This is a genomic window from Daejeonella sp. (assembly GCF_049655485.1).
GTDB lineage: Bacteria > Bacteroidota > Bacteroidia > Sphingobacteriales > Sphingobacteriaceae > Daejeonella.
In genome coordinates, this window is the sequence record NZ_JBASJU010000101.1 from 1 (window position 1) to 5,526 (window position 5,526).

The 5,526-nt window shown below is 41.0% G+C and carries 6 protein-coding genes and 1 pseudogene; 5 read left to right on the plus strand and 2 right to left on the minus strand.

Annotation, left to right across the window (positions count from 1 at the left end; translation table 11 throughout):
- Nucleotides 1-744, plus strand: a 744-nt coding sequence (locus WBJ10_RS04005) for a bifunctional 5,10-methylenetetrahydrofolate dehydrogenase/5,10-methenyltetrahydrofolate cyclohydrolase (protein ID WP_424288262.1), incomplete at its 5' end; no start/stop codon positions are given.
- Here the strand turns inward: WBJ10_RS04005 and WBJ10_RS04010 are convergent.
- The gene (locus WBJ10_RS04010) at nt 745-1,074 is read right to left on the minus strand and encodes a Rieske (2Fe-2S) protein (RefSeq protein WP_424288263.1); all 330 of its coding nucleotides are present in this window, start codon (nt 1,072-1,074) and stop codon (nt 745-747) included.
- 84 nt (nt 1,075-1,158) lie between these two features.
- On the opposite strand from WBJ10_RS04010, the gene WBJ10_RS04015 reads away from it, so the two are divergent.
- From WBJ10_RS04015 to WBJ10_RS04030, 4 genes are all read left to right on the plus strand, one after another.
- Entirely contained in the window at nt 1,159-1,782 is a 624-nt protein-coding gene (locus WBJ10_RS04015) for a 7-carboxy-7-deazaguanine synthase QueE (protein WP_424288264.1), read from the plus strand.
- A 195-nt stretch (nt 1,783-1,977) separates the two neighbouring features.
- A complete protein-coding gene (locus tag WBJ10_RS04020) occupies nt 1,978-3,888 on the plus strand; it encodes an OmpA family protein (protein WP_424288265.1) in 1,911 nt (636 codons plus the stop codon).
- Between the two features lies 1 nt (nt 3,889).
- The gene (locus WBJ10_RS04025; protein WP_424288266.1) at nt 3,890-4,318 is read left to right on the plus strand and encodes a DUF6526 family protein; all 429 of its coding nucleotides are present in this window, start codon (nt 3,890-3,892) and stop codon (nt 4,316-4,318) included.
- A 48-nt stretch (nt 4,319-4,366) separates the two neighbouring features.
- Nucleotides 4,367-5,323, plus strand: coding sequence for a hypothetical protein (locus WBJ10_RS04030; protein ID WP_424288267.1), 957 nt, complete (start codon nt 4,367-4,369; stop codon nt 5,321-5,323).
- Between the two features lie 39 nt (nt 5,324-5,362).
- On the opposite strand, the pseudogene WBJ10_RS04035 reads toward WBJ10_RS04030, so the two are convergent.
- Nucleotides 5,363-5,526, minus strand: a pseudogene (locus WBJ10_RS04035) (3-deoxy-8-phosphooctulonate synthase); the annotation flags it as partial.

Below are 5,526 nucleotides of genomic sequence, written 5' to 3' on the forward strand. Positions count from 1 at the left end.
GAAACCTATGTTGCAAGTAAAATAAAGAATTGTGAGAAGGTGGGTTTCGACTCTACACTTCATCGCTTTGAAACTAGCATAACTGAAGAAGAACTTTTAAAGAAAATTGAGCAAGTGAATGGGGATCAGGCAATTGACGGCATTCTTGTTCAGCTTCCGCTTCCTAAACATATTTCTGCCGACAAAGTCACTGAGCGCATCTCTCCGGAAAAAGATGTGGATGGATTTCATCCCGTGAATCTGGGTCGCATGCAACGTAATCTTCCCTCCTTCCTGCCAGCAACACCTTATGGTATTCTTTTAATGCTTGCAGAGTATAACATCGACACCGCTGGAAAACATTGTGTAGTGGTAGGACGAAGTAATATCGTGGGCTCTCCCATGAGTATTTTGATGGCCCGTAATACCAACCCGGGCAATTGTACAGTAACTGTTTGTCACAGCAGAACGCCCGACATTAAAAAATACACCCTTGATGCTGATATTCTAATAGTGGCAATAGGAAAGAAAAATTTCATTACTGCTGACATGGTCAAAGAAGGATCGATTGTTATTGATGTAGGGATGAATCGCGAAACTTCAAGTGAAACGAAATCCGGCTATAAATTGTACGGCGATGTTGATTTTGAAAATGTAGCGCCAAAAACATCGTGGATTACTCCTGTTCCGGGAGGAGTTGGTTTAATGACGATAGTTGGTCTTCTTAAAAATACACTTGCCTCTGCAAAGAAGGAGATTTACTAATTACCAGAATTTCCACCAGTCATCTTTTAATCCAACGTAAATTCCGTCATCGCGTTTTTCAACTGGATAGGTATTAACATAATTCCCCTGACCCGCTTTTCCGCGTCCCGTAACGAGATCAAACTCGTGCCTGTGATAAGGACAAATTATTTTTCCGTTTACACACTTGCCCGTACTAAGATCGGCACCAGCATGAGGACATTTATTTTGTATGACGAACAAATTTTCCCCCCTCTTAACGGCGCAAAGTTTCCTTCCAGACACATCAATGCGTTTTACAAAATCATCCCCGTTCAGAACATTTGTAGAAAAAACTTTAAACCATCTCATATTATGTGTCACTCGGATGTAGCAATGTGTATTAATAACGCCCTTAAACGCTAAACTAAGTATATTTGCATCCTAAATTACAAAATGGCACATCAAATCCCGCCTGACGGCACTTTATTACCATTAATGGAAGAATTCTACACTATTCAAGGTGAAGGTTTTCATTCGGGGAAAGCAGCATATTTTATCCGGCTGGGTGGTTGCGATGTAGGTTGCCATTGGTGTGATGTAAAAGAAAGCTGGGACGCGGAATTACATCCGCTGACTGCTGTTGATGAAATCGTTAGAAGTGCAGAGAAATATCCGGGTAAAGCTGTTGTCGTAACTGGAGGGGAACCCTTAATTTATAATTTAGATTATCTTACTTCAGAACTTCAAAGAAGAGGGATTAAAACCTTTATTGAAACTTCAGGAGCTTATCCCCTCTCCGGCAGCTGGGACTGGATTTGTCTTTCTCCTAAAAAATTCAAATCCCCACGACCGGAAATTAGCCCTGTAGCTGGTGAACTTAAAGTAATTGTATTTAATAAAAGCGATTTTGCCTGGGCTGAAGAACATGCGCAAAATGTATCAGAAAACTGCAAACTTTATCTGCAACCTGAATGGTCTAAATCAGCAGAAATTGTGCCTTTGATAATAGATTATGTTATGCAAAACCCCAAATGGGAAATCTCCCTGCAGACACATAAGTTTCTCAACATACCGTAACAAATCATCCTAAAAAGCGTAAACAGATTACTCTGAGATCTGGTTGGGGACATATAGTCTCTCTATATGCAAAGTATTAATTCCGCCTGCCGGAGGATATTCTTGTATTAAATCACTATTAAAATATCTTAGTTTATAATACAATCAAAATAATCTGTGGAGTAAATTTTTTAACTTCACATTTCGTGCTTTTCTATGAAAAAAAACTTCGTATTAATTCTATGTCTGTGCACCAGTCTGTGCTTTGGCCAGACCGCTACTTCATCTCAAAATAAGCTGGCTCAGAAATCCTATGTGCAGGCCAACAAATATATTGGAGATAAAGCCTATAATTTGGCTGTAACAGAATTGAAGAAAGCGGTTGCCGAAGATAGTCAGTTCACCGCCGCCTATCAGCAGCTGGGCGATTTATACCGGAGACTTGGTGACTATCCTAATGCTGTTCTGAGTTACAGGAAGGTAATTGAAATCAATCCGGAATTTTATGTTCACACCTATTTCGGTCTCGGCGAGAGTGAATTAAATACTGGCGATTACGCCAATGCTTTAATACATTTTAGGAAATATGCGACTTCTCCAGGTTTAAGTGACGAAAGCAAAATCAAAACTGCCAAATATATTGCAGACTGTAATTTCAGCTTGTTAGCCATCAAAACACCGGTTAGCTTCAAGCCCATTAATATGGGTTCCGGAATTAATTCTCCTCAGGACGAGTATCTTCCGGTTATCACTGCTGATGAAAAGAAAATTATATTCACCCGAAAAGCTAGTAATAATGAAGATTTCTATACGAGCGTCAAGAATCAGGATAAATGGCTCCTCGCAAAATCTTTGAGCGCTAATATTAACACTTTTGAATTTAACGAGGGAGCGCAGTGTATCACGCCTGACGGAAACTATTTATTCTTTACAGGATGCAACCGTCCTGACGGACTTGGTCGGTGTGATATCTACATTTCGAAATGGGAAGGTTCGGAATGGAGCAGGCCATTTAACATAGGCGCTCCGATAAATACCGGCGGCTGGGAATCGCAGCCTTCAATCAGCGCAGACGGGCGTACTTTATATTTTGTCAGTACGCGCCCGGGCGGCAAGGGAGGTTATGATCTGTGGAAATCAGATTTGTTGCCTGAAGGATCATGGAGTGTACCGGTCAACCTTGGACCCGATATCAACACCCCTTACGACGAACATTCTCCATTTATTCATCCGGATGATCAAACACTATATTTTTCTTCTAACGGCTGGCCCGGACTTGGAAGTAAAGACCTTTTCGTAAGCCGAAGAGCCAATGCTGGTGATCCGAAGGCATCCTGGGAAAAGCCGCAGAACCTGGGTTATCCAATAAACACATTTGGTGAGGAGAGCGGACTAAGTATCAACAGTATGGGTAATCTTGCTTTCTTTGCTTCAGATAAGCAGGGTGGCGCAGGTGGATTTGATATATATTCTTTTGAAATGCCTGAGAAGCTACGCCCGAAGCCTGTAACCTATGTTAAAGGAATAGTTTTCGATCAAACTACCAAAAAGCCACTGGAGGCAAAAATCCAAATCATTAATTTAAAATCCGGAGGTTTTGCTTTTGATGATATAACAGATCCAGTCGCGGGCGAATTTCTTGCAACTATAACCTCCGGAAACTCGTTCGCGTTAAATGTATCGAAGCCTGGCTACTTATTTTATTCTCACAATTTTACACCCGACCAGAAACAGGCACTTCAACCCTATTTGATTGAAGTACCCTTGGAGAAATTAGAAATTGGGGGAATGGTAGTTTTGAATAACATATTTTTTGAGACTAATAAATTTGACCTTCTTCCCGAATCAAGAACAGAACTAGGCCAGTTAATCACATTTTTAAAAGAAAACCCCGGGGTTTCGATAGAAATAGCTGGCCATACCGATAATGTTGGCGACGATAACTCAAACCAGTTGCTCTCAGAAAGCAGGGCGAAAACAGTTTATGACTATCTTGTACTCAACAAAATACCGGCTGCGAAGCTTAGCTTTAAAGGTTATGGAGAAAGCAAACCTCTAAACGACAATTCCTCAGACGGAAATCGAAAGATAAACAGACGTACAGAATTTAAAATCATTAAGAAATAATATGGAACAAAACTTCAAAAACCACGCCCGCCTAGTAACTGGATTTCATGGGGTGCTGCTTATTTTACTAGTTGCAGGACTGATTGGTTCGTCAGTGAATTTATACATGTCGTTGCATAGCCCAAATTTGTATTCGGCGAGTTTGATCTTGTTATTATTTGTTTGCGGATCAATCATGTATGCTTATGTAAGGTTGTTTCCGCTCAGGGCTCAGGACAGGGCCATTCGGGCTGAAGAAAATTTCCGGTATTATTTGCTAACCGGCAGTCCCTTGCCTGCCGGTCTACGAATGGGTCAAATCATTGCGCTTCGATTTGCTTCCGATGAGGAATTCCCTCCGCTTATTGACAGGGCACTGAAAGACAATTTAACAGCTGTTGAGATCAAGAAGACAATAAAAAACTGGAAAGCAGATCACCACAGAGTATAGGGTTTGGCAATTTCAACCCCTGGAAATCGTTTTTCTAAATATTGTTCCATGAAGAAAGCCTTATTAAGTATTTTGCTGTTAACGGCATTGAATGCTTTTCCCCAATACCCTGAGGCCACAATAACCAATGGCTTAATCGATGTCAAACTTTATCTGCCTGACCATAAGAAAGGTTTTTACCAGGGCACACGTTTCGATTGGGCAGGTGTTGTATCGAGTTTAAAATACAATAATCATGAATTTTTCGGCCAATGGTATCCTAACCATGATCCCAAAGTTCACGATGCGATTCAGGGGCCAGTCGAAGCATTTGACCCCATAGGATATGAAAACGCCCAGCCAGGTGAAACTTTTATTAAGATCGGGATAGGAACACTAAGGAAAGTAAACGCAAACCCCTACCGCTTCTCAAGTAAGTTTGAAATTGTAAACGGTGGAGAATGGAAGATTGAAAAAAAGAAGGACCGGATAGTTTTTATCCATGAGCTTCACGACGATAAGGGGTATTCATATCTTTATAAAAAGACACTTAGCCTGGTTAAAGGAAAGCCAGAACTCATCCTGTCGCATAGTTTAAAAAATATAGGGAAGAATGCTATTGAGACCAGCGTATTTAACCACAACTTCTTTGTAATCGACAAACAACCAACCGGTCCGGACTTCACAGTAACTCTTCCTTTTGAGATCACGAGTAAGCCTGCCGGAAATAATCTAATAAAGTTTGCTAATAACCAACTGGTTTATCTCAAGGAGCTCACGAAAGGTCAAAGCACCATGGAATTTCCAAAAGGATTTACCGGTGACCGCGTTAAGGATTACGATTTTACCGTGGAAAACTCTAAAACGGGTGCGGGAGTGAGAATAACGTCCGACCGCCCTCTTTCAAACTTTATGTTCTGGTCAATACCAACAACTATAAGCCCTGAGCCCTTTATAAAAGTTAAAGCGCTGCCTGGCGAAGAGTTCAAATGGGAAATTAAATACGAGTTCAAAAGTGATCAGTAGAACATGCCAAAAGCGGGCAAGTTAAGAACATGATGGATTTTAAATAATCGCTTCCCTTATCCGAATCAATTTTTTCAGCAAGTCTTCAAGAAGATCAAGATTGAGCATATTTGCACCATCTGACTTTGCCTTGGAAGGATCCGGATGAGTTTCAATAAAGAGTCCGTCGGCTCCCACTGCAATAGCCGCCTTAGCAATTGTTT